The sequence below is a fragment of the Sphingobacterium sp. UBA3519 genome, assembly GCF_002377215.1.
GTDB classification, from domain to species: Bacteria; Bacteroidota; Bacteroidia; order Sphingobacteriales; family Sphingobacteriaceae; genus Sphingobacterium; species Sphingobacterium multivorum.
Map to the genome: position 1 here is coordinate 293925 of NZ_DFPI01000025.1, position 16841 is coordinate 310765.

Sequence of the window (16841 nt, forward strand, 5' to 3'; positions counted from 1 at the left end):
TTCATTCAAAATGAATACCTTTAATAAAATCAACGTGTAAAAATGGATAATACAAGAATATATCGCATGTCATTTGCTGGTGTATACCCGCTTTATATACAAAAGGCCGAAAGAAAAGGACGTACAAAAGAAGAGGTTGACGAAATCATTTTCTGGCTTACCGGCTATACCCCCATATCGTTACAGCAAGTAGTTGAAAATAAAACTGACTTTGAACATTTCTTTAAACAAGCACCAAGTTTAAACCCGAATGTTTCGAAGATCACGGGTGTAATCTGCGGCTATCGCATTGAAGATATTGAAGATCCGCTGGTTCAGAAAGTTCGCTATCTCGATAAATTAATTGATGAACTGGCCAAAGGTAAATCCATGGAAAAAATTTTGAGAAAGTAAACTCTGCTACGATTCGTAAATAGCGCGTACTTACTATTCCAATGCATAGATGGCACCATCAGCGGAGCTAAAATAAAGCCGATTTTCATCAATCCATATTGTTGAAAAGATACTTCCCATCTGCAGGTAGTCTGCAAACAGTCTTGTAATATCATCCTCATATTTTTGTTGCAGATCGGCTCGCAGCACATTTTCATCATTTATAAACAATTGCCTATTCTTTTTACTTGACTCCGTTTGAAAAATAGGCGCAACCCCTCCGTTTTTTATATCCAATCTATAAATTACACCATCCAGCGTTCCAAAAAAGGCCTCATTACCTACGATAGTGGCACTGCTAAATGTATTTAAAGGCACTTTAGGTTCAACTATTTTCACGCCGTCCATTCTATTTAAAACAAGTATACTATAGGAATCCGACATGGTTACGACAAGCTTATCGTCAAAAATACTAGGAACACTCGTCCAGCTCCCTGGTTGATGATATACCCAAAAGCCACTTCCATTCGCGGCATTAAGCGCATATACATTAAAGTCACGAGCACCAAAATAGACTGTACTGTCGGCGACTGCTGCATGGAACTGAATCTCGCCTTTTGGAAAATAACGTTCACCAACCGTTTTAAACTTCCAATGTAGGGTACCATCTTTTTTCAAACAATAAAAATAACCATCAAAACTACCAATGAAAACACGTTCTTGTGTCAGCGTTGGGGCTGCATGCACAATGCCCCCAGTCAGGAATTTCCAAACAAGTTTTCCCGATTTAGCATCTACGGCATAGACATGATGATCCCCAGATCCAAAATAAACTACACCATCTGCAACCGCAGGAGATGAGAGGAAATAGTCCCATATATCATAAATCTTTTCACCATCGGTTGAAAACTGCCATAATTTTCGACCTGTTTGGGCATCCAGGGCATACAAGTAGCCATCAGTGCTTAAAAAATACACTTTTCCGCCATCAAGAGCAACAGTCGACCGAATTTCACCGGTAGTTTTATACTTCCAAAGTATATTACCGCTCGTTTTATTCAATGCGTAAAGATTACTGTCGCAAGACCCGACAAAAACGATATCCTTCCAAACGACGGGCGAAGAAAACAGCCTTCCCTCTGTTTTGAATTTCCATTTCAACGCGGGATTTAACCTAATGTTGGATTGTGCTGTATAATTTTGGCGATCTAGGTCTCTAGCCAGATGCTGCGCCCGTAATTGACAAAAACATCCCACTGCAATAAATAGGATAATAATTGGGCGCCAATCATATTTTAGTCCAAACATCGCTGTACTTCTATTCAGGTTATATTATTGATAGATAAGGTATTTTTCCCTAGTTTTTCTATAATTACTTAGACCCGGCTCCCAGCTTTTTCGGATTTCTTCTTCCGAAACACCGGCTTCAATTTGCTTCCGAAATAAACCTACGCCGACGAGCTTTTCGATACTGCCAATCTGTTTCGAAAATGATTGATCAAAAAACTTATCTTTTTCCGGAGAATTCCGATAAAGCGCTATCATCCAGGATAGGTTTATTTTTTTGCTATCGACAAGCTGCTGCAGATCATATTTACGCAGGTCTATTCCATAACATTCTTCATTCATAAAGAGAGGCGATTCACTCATCCCTTTTTTACTGACGGGGACAAATGAGAAATCATATGTACCCTTATAGATTGGGCTACCGATCACAACAAAGGGATAATCGGTGCCTCTACCATGATTTACTTTTACACCTTCAAAAAGACAGGTACTTGGATATAAGAGTATGCTTTGTTCCGTATTTAAATTGGGCGAAGGATTGACTGGCAGCTTATAAAGCATACTATGATCATAATCTGCTACAGGAATAATCTTCAATTTACACTTCTTTTTAGTATTCATCCAACCTTCTCCGTTGATCATCTGGGCAAATTCAGCAGTAGTCATCCCATGCGCAATAGGAACAGGGAATTGCCCAATACCCGACTTATATTCTTCCTCCAAAATAGGACCGTCAATTAGATAAGCATTGGGATTGGGCCTATCTAAGATCAAGAGCTCCTTATCATTTTCTGCGCAAGCTTCCATAATATCCCGAAGGGTATTAATGTTGGTATAAAACCTCACCCCCATATCCTGCACATCATAAATAAACAGATCGATATCTTTTAGATCCTTCGCTGTTGGCTTTTTCTTATTCTCGTATAAAGAGACAATAGGAATTTTAGTTGTCGGATCGACTTCATCCCCCACTTCAGTTCCATTACTTGCATTCCCTCGAAATCCATGCTCAGGCCCAAAGATTCTCACAATCTGAACCCCGCGCGCAAGCAGACTATCAACAAGGTGCCGCCCTTTAATAACCGTAGATGGATTGCCCAATATCGCAATGCGTTTATTCATTAAATAAGGAAGGTAACGCTCGGTTTGTTCTGCTCCAGTTTGTATACGATCATTACAATAATTCAACGAGATCTGTGCAGTTGCATTTCTGAATAGGAATAGAATCAAGATAGAAATAAGCACTGGTTTCATATTCATTTGGTTTATACTATTAAAATATAGCCCCTGAGCATCAAGCTATTTATCCGATTGCAAAAACTAAACTAAGGATAAAGCTTTATTTTAGCAAATCATTTGTTAAAATTGATAAACAAGTTTTATCCAGCTACCTTTGGAATATTATTGGGAGCGTGATTTGCACATGAAACAATAGATGACATTCAGAAGCTGTGGCATACTAAATTTTATACTAATAATTGATAATGGAAAAGCAGGTAAATGCGGGCGAATTTGTAGATCGTTTTATGACAGGTAGTTTGGAGCACCTTCGCTACCAGCAATCGCCGATCAAGATATTTCAGCTCAGTGAAATCGCCCCTTACATTAAATTCCCTACTCCGCCTATTTTCTTGGGCTATAACCTCCTCGTCCATATAACTGAAGGTTATTTTAAACATCAGATCGGTGCCAAAGAATATGTCGTTCAGGCTCCAGCAATTCTTATCAGCAATTATGGTAATATTTCAACAATAAAGTCTGTCGATAAATCTTCGAAAGGGCATTGCGTCTTGATCAACGACAATGCGATGACGTCCATATTCAGGGAACAGGAGATTTTGAATATCTTTAACATCTCGCCCTTACTTAACTTAACTGCACAAGATAGTAGTGATCTTCAGGAGCTTTTTAGATTACTTTATAATGAACTACTTTCGGAATTCCCTTATCGAGAACTGTTTGAAAATTTGTTAAAATCGGCAATTTTAAAAATCATCAAACTTTCGTCCTCCAATCAAGCCCTCAATCGTCGGCAGGAAATTGCAATGATGTTCAAACAGCTTGTGCACAAAAACTTCAAAAAGCAAAAAAATATTTCATTCTACGCCGACAAACTTGCAGTATCTACAAACTACCTTAATCGCTGTGTATTTTCAGTATTTAAAAAATCTTCCAAAGAACTTATTCTAGAAGTACTGATTATGCACAGTCAATTTCTGCTGTTTGAATCCACTAAAAGCATTGCAGATATCTGTTATGAATTGGATTTTTCTGACCCGTCTTACTTCTCACGACTTTTCAAAAAAATAGTTGGCGTCTCTCCTACTTCTTATCGAAACAGAGCAACTTAAATTTTCAACATGCACGATTTGTCCTATCATTTATACTGAAGTACACAAGAAAATCAAATTGATTGCAGTTATTTTTGTGTAAGTCATTGAAGCAAAAGAGAATTTCAGTTCGGTAGCACTCTTTATTCTCGATGTTTCAATTTACATTGTTCCATCATTTAATTACATATTTAAAGATGCTTAAGGTTTCAGAAGACAACAATATAACCCAGGATTTCGATTTGTTTATTGCAGATTTTAAAACTAGGCTGTCAAGCTTATTTAATAAGGAATACGATTACAACTCGCTCAGTTTAACGCGTGGGCTTCCGCCTGAGTTTTTAAAAGAGATCATGAAAATGCAACCATTGTCGGTTGCTATCCCCGAACATCACGGTGGTCGTGGTCTTCATGTAAAAGAATGTTTGGGTGTACTGGCGGCAGCTTCTTATGAATCACTATCGTTATCGCTAATCTTCGGGATTAATATTGCACTATTTTTGGAACCTTTTGCCAAATACGGCAACACCTTACTTCAAGAGAGGGTATTCCATCAATTTTTGGAAAATCAGGCAATGGGAGGACTAATGATTACCGAACAGGCTTACGGCAGTGACGCACTCAATATGCGAACATCTTACGAACAAAGGGACGATAAGTACTATATAAAAGGTGAAAAACACTGGCAAGGTCTTACTGGAGCTGCAGACTTTTGGCTCGTGACGGCACGCAAGAAAAATGAAAATGGAGAACTGGTGCGGGATATAGATTTCTTTGTCACAGAGAACGCCGTCGAAGAACAAAAGATTGTTGTAACAAAGAAATACAATAGCCTCGGTCTCTATGCAATTCCTTATGGTGTCAACAACATTGATATCAATGTTCCCGCGGATCATAAACTAAATCCGGAAAGTACAGGAATTAAATTGATGTTAGATACCCTCCACCGCAGCAGATTACAGTTCCCAGGAATGGGCATGGGTTTTATAAAACGAATGTTGGATGAGGCCATGACACATTGTTCCGAACGCCGTGTAGCAGGTATTAGTTTAACTGAATTAGACGCTGTTAAATTTCAGTTGTCGCGCATACAGGCTGCATTTACCTTGTGTTCTGCAATGTGTTCATACAGTGTCTCGATCAGCTCTATCCATAATGACCTTTCAGCCTATGGTGTAGATGCCAATAGTGTGAAAGCATTTGTGACAGACTTAATGCATGAAGCCGCGCAAATATGTGTGCAATTATCCGGTGCAAATGGCTACAGGTTAGACCATGTTGCCGGTCGTGGCCTCATAGACAGTAGACCTTTTCAAATCTTTGAGGGATCAAATGAAATGCTATATTCTCAAGTTGCTGAAGCGATCGGTAAACTTATGCGCAAAACCAAAGAAAGCAACTTATTATCTTTCTTAAAAAAATATAGCTCAACTGAATTTGCAGCACCATTTTTCTCATCAATCTTGAATTTTGACTTTCCGCTACAGCCGAAACAACGTGAACTGGTTACACTTGGAAAGGTAATCGCCCGCGTCATTTGTTTTCAGTATGTTTTAGAAATTAACAATGCCGGGTTCAATGATAAGATGACTGAAATAACACGTCAACACGTAAGTATGGATATTTATATGTTGGTAGGCCAATTATCAAATAACAATAATGCCGAACCACTTATGAACTATGACGAGAACACGGATTGGATGAAGTTCACTTCTTAATCAGGAGAGATTACAGGAATCAAACTAGTCAGTAAGTTTCAATAAACGCAAGAGGCCACTTCCTATGAAGTGGCCTCCTGCGTTATATTGCTGAAATATCCCATTCCCAAACACTATGATAGTGCCCTATCGACTCGGTATAGGCAATAAATTCTCGGTAAAACGGATGTGAACCTATTGTAGCACTATCTCCAATAACAACCAATTTCTTCTTAGCCCTAGTCATTGCCACATTCATCCGGCGGACATCAGACAAAAAACCAATCTGCTGTTCAGCGTTACTTCTGGTCAAACTGATATAAATAACATCCTTCTCTTGTCCCTGAAAACTGTCTATTGTCTGTATTTTAATCAAGTCATTAAAAGGTCGCAGCTCGTCTTCCCCTTCCAATACTTCCTTCAGGAAAGTAGCCTGTTTCCGATAAGGTGCAATCACCCCGATGCTCAGGCTTTCATTTAGGGTCGAGGAAGCTTTCCAAGCCCCAATATGGTCGTTTAGATGAGCTTTAATAAAATGAGCTTCGCCCATATTGAAGATTGCGCCGTCACTTTCCGTTTCTTCAAATCCCGCTCCTGCTGTATCAATAAATAACACCGGTTCAGTATCCACTGCTAAGCTCCACTGTGCCACGGTACTATCTGCTCTTAACGAACCATTATATAAGGCTACAGATGGGTAATGCATAATTTGTTCATTCATGCGATACTGCACATCTAGCAAAGAAACTAATTGTGGATTACGGTCTACCAATTTTTCAAATAATGTATGACTCAGGCCATGGTTAGATCCCTTACTCGATTTTACTGTTGGAGGTAATTGATTATGATCACCGGCCAAAATAAGCCGATGTGCCTTTAATATCGGTATCCAGCAAGCAGGCTCTAATGCTTGTGCGGCCTCATCAATAATGACTGTTTCATAGCTACGATTGCGGATAACCTCATGATTTGATCCAACCAAAGTTGCAGTGATTACCTGCGATTTATCCAAAACATCTGCACTGATAAAATCTTGAATTTTATCGACATCTTTTCTGATTCGATGGGCCTCATCAAACAATGCTTTTCTTTGCTCCCGCTCAGCCTTTCCAAAATTACGTTTATATTTTTGAGCCATCTCTGTATACGTCCGCACTTGTTTTTGAAGTGTTTTAATATCCTTATTTGCGGGATGTCGATCAATCTTTGCATCGAGTGTCAATTCTTGAAGATGTTCCGAAACCTTAACAGGATTACCTATTCTTGTTACTGTAATGCCAGCAGCGTCTAAACGTTCGGTTAGCAGATCAACGGCCGTATTGCTCGGGGCAACAACCAATACTTGCTTGTTGTATTGTTTTAGGAGTGCCTGCACGGCCTGAACCAATGTTGTTGTTTTCCCTGTCCCCGGCGGCCCATGCAAAAGAGCCACGGTACTTGCTTCCAATAGCTGTTGGATCGCTTTATTTTGCCCCATATTTAAGCTGGGATGCTCAAAGAATTCTCCAATAGAAGCAATCGGAATGACCTCTTCACCGATTAATCTTCTCACTAAACTACCCTGCTTTGCATCACGGCTCAATTCCTTTCCTTTCTCCAATGCATTAAACATCTCCCGATAGGAATACTCATCAAATAACAAATCAACACCAAGCTTCCCTCTTCTGCTCCATTCTGGAAGTTCATCGACACGAAATGAAATTCGCATCCCATCCCTATTGATCGAAGATATGATGCCCTCTATTCGATCTCGGTCGGGATCGTGATTTGAAAACAGACAAACTGGCATACCAAAGCGAAACTTATGTTCGACCTCATAATGATTTGTTCGGTTTAAGTTAACGGACAAATAGTCTCCTCTTCCAAGCTCCATATCCGTTATCTGAATCGGAAACCAGGTGACACCTTGCATTCTTCGTTCATTCAAACTACTTTTCAACAACAAATTTTCATGTTGTAATTTATCAAATTGCTGCTCTTCTTGTAATAAAGTAATAAGCTCCTCGAAATAATTCATCGTGTCATATATATATTGCTCAGGCACAAAATAACTGTTTTTTCACGTATTTGGACCATTTGGTTTTTAATTTCATCTCATCCTTTGCCAAATTTTGTAAAGCAAATCGATATCCTTCTAAGGAAGCAATGGATGTAGCCGTAAATTCATTTTTTTTTGTTATAATTGAAAAACAGAGCGTTTTCCAATCGAAACATCCATAAATCAACAATTAGATGAGCGAAATATTCTTACACGACAGCGAACAGCAATGGACAGACTTGGGCGAAGGTGTGATGCGAAAAATACTTGTTTTTAATGATGAACTCATGCTCATGAAAGTTCGTTTTAAAAAAGGGGCCATCGGTGCACTTCATCAACACCCCCATACACAGATTTCTTATGTTAGTGCTGGAACATTCAGATACCATATTGACGGTGTTGATCGCATCCTAACTGCAGGAGACTCTTGTATCATCTATTCGCAATTGGTTCATGGATGTGAATGTCTCGAGGAGGGTGAACTGATCGATTCATTCACTCCTTATCGCAAAGACTTTGTTCAGTATACGTAAAAATGCATTGATAAGGTCTTGAAAAAATAATAATCATTTTGTTCTAACGTTAATGCAATAACATTCAAAAATATGATCTCACTTCTTTCTCCTCATATGCGCGCAACATTTGCTGGTGTATGCCTGAGCATTGGTTTACTCGGTCTTTCCCCATCTCTACAAGCGCAAGAAAAACCTCTTTTAATAGAGAAGATAAATTCGCAACTATACCTCTATACCACCTTTAATAATTTTGAAGGCACCAAATATGCTGCTAATGCGGTCTATTTAATAACAAAAAAAGGCGTTATTCTATTTGATACACCATGGGATTCCACACAATATCAACCCTTATTGGACAGTATCAAACAGAAACATAATTTACCCGTCATTGCGGTGTACGCAACACACTGGCACGAAGACCGTGCGGGTGGTTTTGCGTATTACAACCGTATTGGAATTCCAACCTACGCAACGAAAATGACGAACGACCTACTAAAGGCAAATCACAAAGCCCAGGCCACTCATCTTGTTTCCACCAATAAAACCTACAGCGTCGGCGGACAATCTTTTGTTCTGAACTTTTTTGGTGCCGGACACTCCATGGACAATGTTGTTGTCTGGTTTCCTGAATATAAGATTCTAGACGGTGGTTGTTTTATAAAAAGCTCCGAAGCCCAAGATCTAGGATTTACGGCAGATGGGGATATAAAATCCTGGAAGCCATCCCTAGCGAGGTTATTGGCAAAATATCCCGAAATTAATATGGTTATTCCTGGACATGATGCCTGGAAAGATAAAGGTCAGATAAAGCGAACCGAAGCTCTGCTTACTGAAGGACACTAATACATTTCTTTTATCCCCAAGGATGCCGGTAAACTCTCTTGTTTTTCAATAGGATAAAAATATCTGTAAGGAACCAAATAGATAAAACCATTGATTATAATGCATTTAGGTCGTCAAAAAAGAAGCAACTGGATAACAGACCTACAAAAAACAGTAGAAAAATAAAAAAGAGGCTTTGTTTATCCAAAAAAGTACTATCTTAGCGACACCAAATAAAGCAGGGGCATTAGCTCATTTGGCTAGAGCGCTTCGCTGGCAGTGAAGAGGTGATCAGTTCGAATCTGATATGCTCCACAAAAAAAGGGTACTTAAGTACCCTTTTCTTATTTTTAATCGACCAATTTTGACAGCAAATTCTTATTTATAAGAGTTTACAGATTTAGAAATTTTCCAGGTTCCGTTTTCTTTAACCAGTGTGATCAGATATGTTTTAGCAAAACCATCAAATTGCATCGTAACTTTCGCAATGGCATAATCAGGTAATTCTTCAACGATCTGTGTTGTTGTTCTGCAGTTCATCTTAATTCCTTTTTGTTTTTTCAAAAATTCAATCATCTCATGACGGCTATGTTTCAAATCTTGTTTACCACAAACCTTTTGATCAAAATCAGCTGTAAAAAGCTTGTCTAAATTAGCTACTTGACCTTCGGTCATTGCACCAACGTATTCATCGATGGCTAAATCAGCAGTAATTAAATTGCGTTCTTCTGGCTTAACTGAAGCCATCGAGCAAGTAGAGATTGCAATCATTGCCGCTGCTACAAATGTTTTTACTAAAGTTTTCATATCTTTTTCAATTTTATAATGTATTAGTATATTTTCTTATTTTACTGTCGCTTACTCTATAAATTTGTTGCGTACTTTTTTTATTTATTTTCTGATTCAAAGTTAAGACAACTCATATATTGATTTCATTACATTTAGATTAACATTACATTAAAATCGGTAAATGCTATTTTTTTCTAGGCGAATGAAATTTCCAATCAATTCGCTGTATAGCCAAAACGTGACAGAATAAATAAATTATTGGTTTGAATATTGTTATTCTGTCTATTTCCTGCTAGATTGCATTCTTTCATGACACACTACGATAGCGTATATTTTTTTTATATTAAATGTTCTATTTTGATGGTTTTACTTGTACTTGGCGACACTGTATATGCACAACGTCCTGTCAATGAAATAGAAACCACCAAACATCTCGCCGATACAAGTAGACAACGGGACCTGATTGATATTGGAAAAGAAATATTACATATCAAGCCACCCCAAACAGTCGATAGTACAGGAAAGAAAATCTATTTTTCCTTTTTACCGTTTTCGACAAATGTTCCCGGAGGAGGACACGCCTTAATTACAAGTACCACAGCAGGATTTTATTTAGGAGATCGTTCCGATACCTATATGTCCAAGATGACATTTACCCCTTACACAAATTTTGGTAAACGATTTGGTCTGCCAATACGTTCTTACATCTGGTTAAAAGAGAATACATGGGTGATCGATGGCGATATCCGACTACTAAAATACCCGCACGAAACTTGGGGAATTGGCAAAGAGCATTATGGCGATCAGCAGATTAATTTAGACTACACCTACTTTCGTTTATACCAACACGCATTAAAAAGAATTCATGGGGGACTTTTTATGGGAATCGGTTATGATTTAGATTATAGAATGAATATTAAGTCTACGAGCAACACCAAGCTCGAAGACTACACGTCCTACCCTTATGGAACAGATTTAAAAGACAATACCATGTCTTCGGGAGTAAGCTTCAATTTAATTTACGATACACGGGCCAATTCGATCAATACTTGGTCGGGTAACTATGCCAATTTACAGTTCCGTATAAATCCGACATTTTTAGGTAGTGATCAGAATTGGAAATCGCTATTTCTTGAAGTTAGACGATACCATAGGCTCACCCAAGACCGAAACCGACAAAATATGATTGCCATAAGGAGTTTCTTCTGGACCGTATTTAATAGTAAAGCACCCTATCTCGATCTTCCTAATTTGGGATGGGATCCATACAATAGTTCGGGAAGAGGCTTTCCAGTCAGCCGTTTTCGTGGCAAATCACTTTATTACTTAGAAACGGAATATCGTCGTGATATCACTCAAAACGGCTTATTTGGATTCGTAGCATTTATGAATTTTACGACATTAAATGGACCAAAGAATTCCATGTTCGAGGACTGGAACGTCGGCACTGGTGCAGGTGCGCGAATTAAGTTTAATAAAAACTCGGGCACCAACATCGGCATCGACTATGGTATCAGTAAGAACCACCGCGGTGTTAGACTCACCTTGGGTGAGGTATTTTAATTACTAACTCAAATGATAGCGCTGATTTTTAAACTCCATTGAAGCATAATACTGATATTTCCTATTGTCCAAGGGATAATCCCAACAGCCCATACGGTGGTAGATTTCACCACCAAATCCTGTTTTGAAACGATAAAGCCCATATAAAGGATGTGAAGGATCTGCCTGTGGCGATACCCCAAAAAAATCATATTCTGTACAACCTTTTTCTTTCGCAAGCTGCATAGCACGCCATTGCAAAGCATAGGTCGCCATATAATTACGATTTTCGGAAGCAGAAGCTCCATATAGATAAGTCCCCCGATTTGCCGCAATCACCAAAAACATAGCGGCCAAAGGCTGGTTATCCACTTCAGCCACTAAAAGATAGACATCTGCGGGAGATAATGTATCACTTGCCCTTGCAGAAAGAACGATCTTAAAATAGCTTATATCATGTAAGAAAAAGTTATTTCGAAGAGCTGTCTGCCGATAAAGCTCATACCAAACCGCCAAACTTTCAAGCCCCAGCGAACGCACACGTACGCCTTTTCGTTCTGCTAAATTGATATTATACCGTGTCTTAGATTTCATATTTCCAAGCAAGATGTCCTCCCCTTTTCTAAGATCCATAAAAATCGTGTTTGAAGGAAGTATGTCCGTATTGGCTTTATGAAAGTTCCAGTTTTCTGTGTTAAAATTAAAGCGCATTTCCTGAATCCGTTTCTCCGGCACCCCTAGCCAGTTACCATGAAGATCGTAACAATCATCCTCTTTAGCCCAATGTGATTCCCAAGATAAATCATAGCGTATCATTATACAATTTGGTGGCAGATGGGAACGTAAACTTTCCGACAACTGTTCTAAAAAATAGCCCTGGTTTTCATCTGAAGGTTCAATCTCAGGTCCATAAGGTACATAGGCTATGCTATGTTCCTGATCTATGGCTTGTATAATAATTAATAGATCACCGATAAAATAGGTATCGTCGTCGACTCCGACATACAGATCGGATTGTTTGGATTTAAAATTAAATGCCTTCGATTGTATACCTTGCATTTTTTTTACTGCAGACCAATAAGCCGTTTGTTGAATAATACCTGTTTTATAAAGTCCACTGATTTCTTTGTCACTAATGTCTGCTATCATGTTAATTTACTATTGAATAGGGATGTTTTTTAAAGGATAGTCACAAAATAACTCCAATTTTAACACCCAAAAACGGCAAACATAGCCAAAATGTTTGGTTAAGCGCACATGCATTTGTCACTTTGTTGTTAATTTCAAGAAATAGAGAAAAACAGGCATTCAAAGTCGCTTTTTTACATTATTTAACGCTATAATATCCGCGTTTGAATTGTTATTTTGACCTAAAATTTAAGATATTTGTAGCTTAACAATTCAAATACGATGGACAATAAAGCGATCTCAAAAATTTTCAAATTATGTAGCCAATTGATGGAGCTTCACAACGAAAATCCTTTTCGAACAAAATCCATTGCAAGTGCATCTTTTAAGTTGGACAAGCTACCTTTCCGTATTGAAGAGGCCAGTCTTGAAGAATTGAGTGCACAACCTGGAATAGGAAAAAGCACTGCTGAAAAAGCCAAAGAAGTCGCTGCTACGGGAACTTTCAAAGAGCTTGAGGATCTTATTGAAAACACACCATCCGGTATTATTGAAATGTTAAATATTAAGGGCCTTGGCCCTAAAAAGATTCAAATTATCTGGAAAGAACTCGAGATTGAAAGTGTCGGCGAATTACTTTACGCCTGTAATGAAAACCGTCTCGTAGAAGCAAAAGGGTTTGGTCTTAAAACGCAGGAAGACATCAAAAAATCCATTGAGTTTTCTATTTCCAACAAAGGATGGTTTTTATATGCGAAAGTACTTCCACTGGCAGAAAAATTTTTCAACGAATTGAAATTGCATTTCCCTTCTTCGCTGCTGTCATTTACAGGAGATTTCAGAAGAAAATGCGAGGTTTTGAGTACCGTAGATCTTTTAATATCGGAAAGTATAGACAACGTCGAAAAATTCCTCGATGGATTTACTTTAGTGGAAAAAACAGAAAACTCCATAGAACTGACCGATGAATTGGGGTTTACTTTCAAAGTATTCAGTAGTAATATCAATGATTTTTATCGCGACCTGATTCTTAGTACCGGATCCACTGCACATCTCGATCTTCTATTTAATATTCTACCGGATCTACCTTCACTTTCCAGTGAAGAGGCCATTTACCGTAACTTGGGTTTAGATTATATTGAACCCGAATTACGAGAGGGCTTGAATGAAATAGTGCAGGCCCAAACTCATACACTGCCAAAGCTGATTCAATACAAAGATCTCAGGGGAACACTCCACAATCACTCCACCTATAGTGACGGCGTACATAGCCTCGAGCAAATGGCAGTGCATTGTAAAGATGTCCTGGGGCTAGAATATTTGGGTATATGCGATCACTCGCGAACTGCAGTCTATGCCAACGGCCTTTCCATTGAGCGATTGGAACAACAATGGAATGAGATTGCTACCTTAAACGAAAAATTGGCTCCATTCAAGATTTTCAGGGGAATTGAATCTGATATTCTAGGTGACGGTTCATTAGACTATCCCGATGAGGTATTGGCTAAGTTTGACTTCGTTGTCGCCTCCGTACACTCCAATCTGAAAATGGACGAAGACAAAGCCACAACAAGACTAATCAAAGCGATCGAAAATCCGTATACAACAATCTTAGGCCATCCAACAGGAAGACTATTATTAAGTAGAGCCGGATATCCCTTAGATTTTAAACGGGTAATCGATGCTTGTGCGGCAAATGGCGTTGTCATTGAGATAAATGCAAATCCTTTACGATTAGATCTGGATTGGAGATGGCACCGTTATGCAGTAGAGAAAGGAGTTTTACTTTCCATCAATCCCGATGCCCATCGTACAGAGGGATTGCATGATATGCAATATGGTGTATTGGTGGCTCAAAAGGGTGGTCTGCAAGCAAGCAACTGTTTGAATGCATACGCGCTAGATGCCATAACGACCTATTTTAATAAGAAAAAACAAGGCTAGGGTATGTCGAGTAAAACAAATGCTGTTCGGCTGTTGGACACAGCAAAAATAACGTATGAACTCAGAGCATATGAGGTAGACGAACAGGACGTCAGTGCTGCGCATGTCGCCGAAACCCTAGGTTTATCACCCGAAACACTTTATAAAACCTTAGTCTTAAAAGGCAACAAAGATCCTTATATTGTCGCCGTAGTTCCCGGAAATGCACAGCTCGATCTAAAAAAAATAGCGAGGGCCTCTGGGAATAAAAACTGCGAAATGCTCCCGATGAAAGACCTTTTAACGGTGACCGGCTATATTCGTGGTGGCTGTTCACCTATTGGCATGAAAAAACAGTTCCCAACCTTTATTGAAGAGGCCGCACAATTGGAGACAGCGATTTCGGTAAGCGCAGGAAAAAGGGGGCTTCAGATTATTTTAGCCCCAACAGACTTGGCTACGATCACAGCTGCCCATTGGTCCGATCTGATCGATATGTGAATTACCCTTTACGCCCATATAATAAAATGCGCTTGAAAGAATAGATCGCTGGAAATTTAGTAAAATGTTTTTTGATGCGTGTTTTAAATTCAGTTACAAACATAGGCTTCTTATCTTCCTCCAATTGTTCCATGTAAGGAATCAAAGCAGACCCAGCGATAAAATTGTAAAGCATGTCTGCATCAGCAGCAATGAGCGGATATACACGAAGAGAAAGGTTTAATTGATCCAGGCCATTATCAAATAACAATTGCGCATAAGTATCAATATCCAATACCGAAGAAGGCCTATTCCAGCCCCTTAAATAGGATCGATAGGGTTCTTCCGTCGCCAATTCGAATAAAATTTTATTTAGTATATTTTCGGGCTGATAAGGCATTTGTATCGCCAATTGCCCGCCAACATTAAGCTTAGAAATAATTTGAGGGAAAACAGCCTGATGATCTTCCAGCCATTGTAAAGCAGCATTACTGAATATAAGATCCCATGTTTTTGGCTCTGCAATGAAGTTCTCAACGGAACTTTGCCTAAATTTTAGACGTTCCGTTTCCAACTTATGACTTTTAGAAAGCATTTCCGCAGAAGAATCTACCCCAAGAAAGGTCGCTTGAGAAAATTGTTCGCTTAAGATAGCTGTCTGTTCACCTGTACCGCAACCTAAATCGACTGCATGCTCCATTTTATCGGCAGTAATTAGCTCAGATAAATCATAAAACGGTTTAAAACGGATATCTTTAAATTGATTGTATACAACTGGATTCCAAGGCATATATTTATTAATTAACACCCGTATCGGGCAATACTACATTTTCTATTTAAACAAGGTAAGAATTTCTGCGGGTTCAACTTTACCAAAATACGCCGTCAAATCAATTGATTTCAGTAAGCTATCAATTTCTCCTACTTCATGCTTTTCACCAATCAATAAATTTTCAAGTTCATGAATTGATCGGGATGCAAAAAAATCACCGAAAATTTTAGCCCTTTCAATGTATCCTTTATGTACATCCAAATGCAACTCGATGAATCCTGCTGGGATCTTAATTGCTTTTTTAAAGTTATAATTTGGTGAAAAACCGAAGTTCCAATCCCATGTTTCATACTTCTCTTCGACCAATTTTTCTATATTTTCAATATCCGAAGCGGTAAACTCAATCATTTTGGCTGCTGGATTCTCACGTTTTATTTCTTCAATCAGCAATTCCTTAAAAACTCCAGTCGTAAAACCAGCAGGTAGATATTCAATTAAATTTGTGACACGTGCGCGATTCGATTTTACCGCCTTATCTACAAACTTCAATGGATTGACCTTTAAGGCATCGCTTAATACCTGCATCTGCGAATCAATCAATATCGTACCATGTTGAATCATCTTCCCATTTTTTGCAAGCTTGGCATTTCCACTAAACTTCTTCCCATCTACCAGGAGGTCATTTCTTCCTTCTAATTTTGCAGGGATATCCAATTTGTTCAAAATATGTACAATCGGCTGGGTAAAGGTCGAAAAATCCATAAAATCATGATTTCCCAATAAGGCATGAAAAGAAAAATTTAAGTTTCCAGCATCATGATAAACAGCACCACCGCCAGACATTCGTCGCACAACCTTAATCTGATGCTCGTTGACATAATCAAGATTGATTTCGGCCAAGGTATTCTGAAATTTACCAACGATAATTGAAGGGTCATTTACATAGAGTAAAAAAATATCCTCTTCCGGAAATTTACCCAATAAATACTCCTCTGAAGCGATGTTAAAATAGGCGTTGCGGGATGGAGAATCGATAATCAGCATATTTTTCTTTTTTCAAAAATAACAAGAATTTAATTCCTGTAATTCATTTCAAATTCATAATTACCGCAAATCATTAGCTTAGCACTCCTGCAGCGATTTCAA

15 protein-coding genes and 1 tRNA gene are annotated in these 16841 nt (G+C 38.6%); 9 read left to right on the plus strand and 7 right to left on the minus strand.

Translation table 11 applies throughout. From position 1 onward, the window contains the following. The first annotated feature begins 42 nt into the window (after window positions 1-42). Window positions 43-393: a DUF2200 domain-containing protein gene (locus B3297_RS16455; RefSeq protein WP_286779156.1), complete on the plus strand. Its 351-nt coding sequence runs from the start codon at window positions 43-45 to the stop codon at window positions 391-393. 33 nt (window positions 394-426) lie between these two features. On the opposite strand, the gene B3297_RS16460 is transcribed toward B3297_RS16455, so the two are convergent. Both B3297_RS16460 and B3297_RS16465 read right to left on the minus strand, forming a co-directional pair. Then, window positions 427-1680, minus strand: coding sequence for a PQQ-binding-like beta-propeller repeat protein (locus B3297_RS16460; RefSeq protein WP_286779157.1), 1254 nt, complete (start codon window positions 1678-1680; stop codon window positions 427-429). A 24-nt stretch (window positions 1681-1704) separates the two neighbouring features. Beyond that, on the minus strand, window positions 1705-2919 hold the full coding sequence (locus tag B3297_RS16465; RefSeq protein WP_286779158.1) for an exo-beta-N-acetylmuramidase NamZ family protein: 1215 nt from the start codon (window positions 2917-2919) through the stop codon (window positions 1705-1707). Between the two features lie 224 nt (window positions 2920-3143). On the opposite strand from B3297_RS16465, the gene B3297_RS16470 reads away from it, so the two are divergent. Continuing rightward, window positions 3144-4010 carry a helix-turn-helix domain-containing protein gene (locus B3297_RS16470; RefSeq protein WP_172462352.1) on the plus strand — a complete coding sequence of 289 codons (867 nt, stop codon included), beginning with the start codon at window positions 3144-3146 and terminating at the stop codon, window positions 4008-4010. Window positions 4011-4186: 176 nt separating this feature from the next. Further along, window positions 4187-5707 carry an acyl-CoA dehydrogenase family protein gene (locus B3297_RS16475; RefSeq protein WP_201639451.1) on the plus strand — a complete coding sequence of 507 codons (1521 nt, stop codon included), beginning with the start codon at window positions 4187-4189 and terminating at the stop codon, window positions 5705-5707. Window positions 5708-5789: 82 nt separating this feature from the next. Here the strand turns inward: B3297_RS16475 and B3297_RS16480 are convergent, their stop codons facing one another. Then, the gene (locus tag B3297_RS16480; protein ID WP_286779159.1) at window positions 5790-7703 is read right to left on the minus strand and encodes an AAA domain-containing protein; all 1914 of its coding nucleotides are present in this window, start codon (window positions 7701-7703) and stop codon (window positions 5790-5792) included. Between the two features lie 215 nt (window positions 7704-7918). Here B3297_RS16480 and B3297_RS16485 point away from each other — a divergent pair, with 215 nt between their 5' ends. The 3 genes from B3297_RS16485 to B3297_RS16495 all read left to right on the plus strand — a co-directional run bounded on the left by B3297_RS16485 (window position 7919) and on the right by B3297_RS16495 (window position 9376). Continuing rightward, window positions 7919-8257: a cupin domain-containing protein gene (locus tag B3297_RS16485; protein ID WP_286779160.1), complete on the plus strand. Its 339-nt coding sequence runs from the start codon at window positions 7919-7921 to the stop codon at window positions 8255-8257. A gap of 96 nt (window positions 8258-8353) precedes the next feature. Continuing rightward, window positions 8354-9082, plus strand: coding sequence for a BlaB/IND/MUS family subclass B1 metallo-beta-lactamase (gene bla / locus B3297_RS16490; RefSeq protein ID WP_070569933.1), 729 nt, complete (start codon window positions 8354-8356; stop codon window positions 9080-9082). Window positions 9083-9302: 220 nt separating this feature from the next. Next, a tRNA-Ala gene (locus tag B3297_RS16495) sits at window positions 9303-9376 on the plus strand. Between the two features lie 63 nt (window positions 9377-9439). On the opposite strand, the gene B3297_RS16500 is transcribed toward B3297_RS16495, so the two are convergent. Further along, entirely contained in the window at window positions 9440-9868 is a 429-nt protein-coding gene (locus B3297_RS16500) for a nuclear transport factor 2 family protein (RefSeq protein WP_286779161.1), read from the minus strand. Window positions 9869-10210: 342 nt separating this feature from the next. On the opposite strand from B3297_RS16500, the gene B3297_RS16505 reads away from it, so the two are divergent. Then, on the plus strand, window positions 10211-11413 hold the full coding sequence (locus B3297_RS16505) for a hypothetical protein (RefSeq protein WP_236586181.1): 1203 nt from the start codon (window positions 10211-10213) through the stop codon (window positions 11411-11413). Between the two features lie 3 nt (window positions 11414-11416). Here B3297_RS16505 and B3297_RS16510 read toward each other — a convergent pair whose 3' ends face one another. After that, on the minus strand, window positions 11417-12541 hold the full coding sequence (locus B3297_RS16510) for a lipid II:glycine glycyltransferase FemX (protein WP_286710309.1): 1125 nt from the start codon (window positions 12539-12541) through the stop codon (window positions 11417-11419). Between the two features lie 261 nt (window positions 12542-12802). Between B3297_RS16510 and B3297_RS16515 the strand changes: the two genes are divergently transcribed. Together B3297_RS16515 and ybaK are read left to right on the plus strand one after the other, a co-directional pair. Continuing rightward, window positions 12803-14464 (plus strand): DNA polymerase/3'-5' exonuclease PolX, encoded by a 1662-nt coding sequence (locus B3297_RS16515; RefSeq protein WP_115047882.1) that lies wholly within the window; start codon window positions 12803-12805, stop codon window positions 14462-14464. A 3-nt stretch (window positions 14465-14467) separates the two neighbouring features. After that, the gene (gene ybaK, locus B3297_RS16520) at window positions 14468-14944 is read left to right on the plus strand and encodes a Cys-tRNA(Pro) deacylase (RefSeq protein ID WP_286710308.1); all 477 of its coding nucleotides are present in this window, start codon (window positions 14468-14470) and stop codon (window positions 14942-14944) included. A 1-nt stretch (window position 14945) separates the two neighbouring features. On the opposite strand, the gene B3297_RS16525 is transcribed toward ybaK, so the two are convergent. Both B3297_RS16525 and B3297_RS16530 read right to left on the minus strand, forming a co-directional pair. Beyond that, entirely contained in the window at window positions 14946-15713 is a 768-nt protein-coding gene (locus B3297_RS16525; protein WP_115047878.1) for a methyltransferase domain-containing protein, read from the minus strand. A gap of 42 nt (window positions 15714-15755) precedes the next feature. Next, entirely contained in the window at window positions 15756-16739 is a 984-nt protein-coding gene (locus B3297_RS16530; RefSeq protein WP_115047876.1) for a lipoate--protein ligase, read from the minus strand. Window positions 16740-16841: the final 102 nt, after the last annotated feature.

Coding starts and splice junctions, on each gene's coding strand:
- B3297_RS16455 (WP_286779156.1), top strand. CDS start 43: ATGGATAATACAAGAATATATCGCATGTCATTTGCTGGTGTATACCCG.
- B3297_RS16460 (WP_286779157.1), bottom strand. CDS start 1,680: ATGTTTGGACTAAAATATGATTGGCGCCCAATTATTATCCTATTTATT.
- B3297_RS16465 (WP_286779158.1), bottom strand. CDS start 2,919: ATGAATATGAAACCAGTGCTTATTTCTATCTTGATTCTATTCCTATTC.
- B3297_RS16470 (WP_172462352.1), top strand. CDS start 3,144: ATGGAAAAGCAGGTAAATGCGGGCGAATTTGTAGATCGTTTTATGACA.
- B3297_RS16475 (WP_201639451.1), top strand. CDS start 4,187: ATGCTTAAGGTTTCAGAAGACAACAATATAACCCAGGATTTCGATTTG.
- B3297_RS16480 (WP_286779159.1), bottom strand. CDS start 7,703: ATGAATTATTTCGAGGAGCTTATTACTTTATTACAAGAAGAGCAGCAA.
- B3297_RS16485 (WP_286779160.1), top strand. CDS start 7,919: ATGAGCGAAATATTCTTACACGACAGCGAACAGCAATGGACAGACTTG.
- bla (WP_070569933.1), top strand. CDS start 8,354: ATGCGCGCAACATTTGCTGGTGTATGCCTGAGCATTGGTTTACTCGGT.
- B3297_RS16500 (WP_286779161.1), bottom strand. CDS start 9,868: ATGAAAACTTTAGTAAAAACATTTGTAGCAGCGGCAATGATTGCAATC.
- B3297_RS16505 (WP_236586181.1), top strand. CDS start 10,211: ATGGTTTTACTTGTACTTGGCGACACTGTATATGCACAACGTCCTGTC.
- B3297_RS16510 (WP_286710309.1), bottom strand. CDS start 12,541: ATGATAGCAGACATTAGTGACAAAGAAATCAGTGGACTTTATAAAACA.
- B3297_RS16515 (WP_115047882.1), top strand. CDS start 12,803: ATGGACAATAAAGCGATCTCAAAAATTTTCAAATTATGTAGCCAATTG.
- ybaK (WP_286710308.1), top strand. CDS start 14,468: ATGTCGAGTAAAACAAATGCTGTTCGGCTGTTGGACACAGCAAAAATA.
- B3297_RS16525 (WP_115047878.1), bottom strand. CDS start 15,713: ATGCCTTGGAATCCAGTTGTATACAATCAATTTAAAGATATCCGTTTT.
- B3297_RS16530 (WP_115047876.1), bottom strand. CDS start 16,739: ATGCTGATTATCGATTCTCCATCCCGCAACGCCTATTTTAACATCGCT.